Annotated in this window: 1 protein-coding gene; it reads right to left on the bottom strand. The window is 68.0% G+C overall.

All coding sequences use genetic code 11. The features are described 5' to 3' along the window. Window positions 1-96: 96 nt before the first annotated feature. On the bottom strand, window positions 97-1,041 hold a 945-nt coding region (locus tag BYZ73_RS21260; RefSeq protein ID WP_245943264.1), incomplete at its 5' end, for a methyl-accepting chemotaxis protein.

Here is a 1,041-nt window from a genome sequence, read left to right as displayed (position 1 = left end):
GGCGGCCCGGGCCAAGGTCATGGCGCCACCGCTCCAGGCTGGGTCGCCGTCAGGTCGGTCCTGTTTCGGGGCTTGCCGGATACCGGTCCCGAAGCGTCAGAAGTCCTGCCATCCGGCGTCGTTGACCGCGCGCTTGGAGGGAGCACCGGTGGCCGGCGTTGCTGCGGGCCGGGCAGAGGGGGCCGGCCGTGCCGCCGGTCGGCCGGGCGCCGCGTTCCGCAGCCGGAACCGTGCCACCAGTTGCTGCAGCGTCGATGCCTCCTGCTTGAGCGTGGTGCTGGCCGCTGTCGCCTCCTCGACCATGGCCGCGTTCTGCTGGGTCACCTTGTCAAGCTCGGTCACACCCACATTGATTTCGCCCAGCCCCACAGACTGTTCCTGCGCGCCGGTTGCAATGTCGCCGATCAGTTCGGCGATGTTGCTCACCCGCTCGACGATGTCGGTCAGCGCCTCGCCGGTGCGGTTCACCAGCGACACCCCCGATTCCACATGTTCGGAACTGGCCAAAATCAGCGTCTTGATCTCTTTCGCCGCCTCGGACGACCGTTGCGCCAGCGCCCGCACCTCGGAGGCGACCACGGCAAAGCCGCGCCCGGCCTCGCCTGCCCGCGCCGCCTCGACGCCCGCGTTCAGCGCCAGCAGATTGGTCTGGAAGGCAATGTCATCGATGACGCCGATGATCTGGCCGATCTCGTCAGAGGATTTCTTGATTTCCGACATCGCGCCGATGGCCTCCTTGACCACCATGCCCGACTGTTCGGCATTGCCGCGCGCCTCGCGCACCACCGTCTCGACTTCGGCGGCACCGGAGGCGGCGGACCGGACGCTGGAGGTCAGTTCGTCGAGCGCGGCCGCGGTCTCTTCCAGCGTGGCGGCCTGATTTTCGGTCCGGCGCGACAGGTCGTCCGAGGCCCCGCTGATCTCTTCGGCCCGGGCATGGATCTCGGTCGCGTTCTCGACCACCGAGCCGATCAGCTCGTTCAGCGTATCGACCGTCGCGTTGAAATCGCTCCGCAGCCGCTCGTAATCCTCCGCGAACCG

It is taken from the genome of Rhodovulum viride (assembly GCF_003265965.1).
GTDB lineage: Bacteria > Pseudomonadota > Alphaproteobacteria > Rhodobacterales > Rhodobacteraceae > Rhodovulum > Rhodovulum kholense.
The sequence above is the reverse complement of the archived record's forward strand: the minus strand, read 5'-3'. Positions and strand labels throughout refer to the sequence as shown.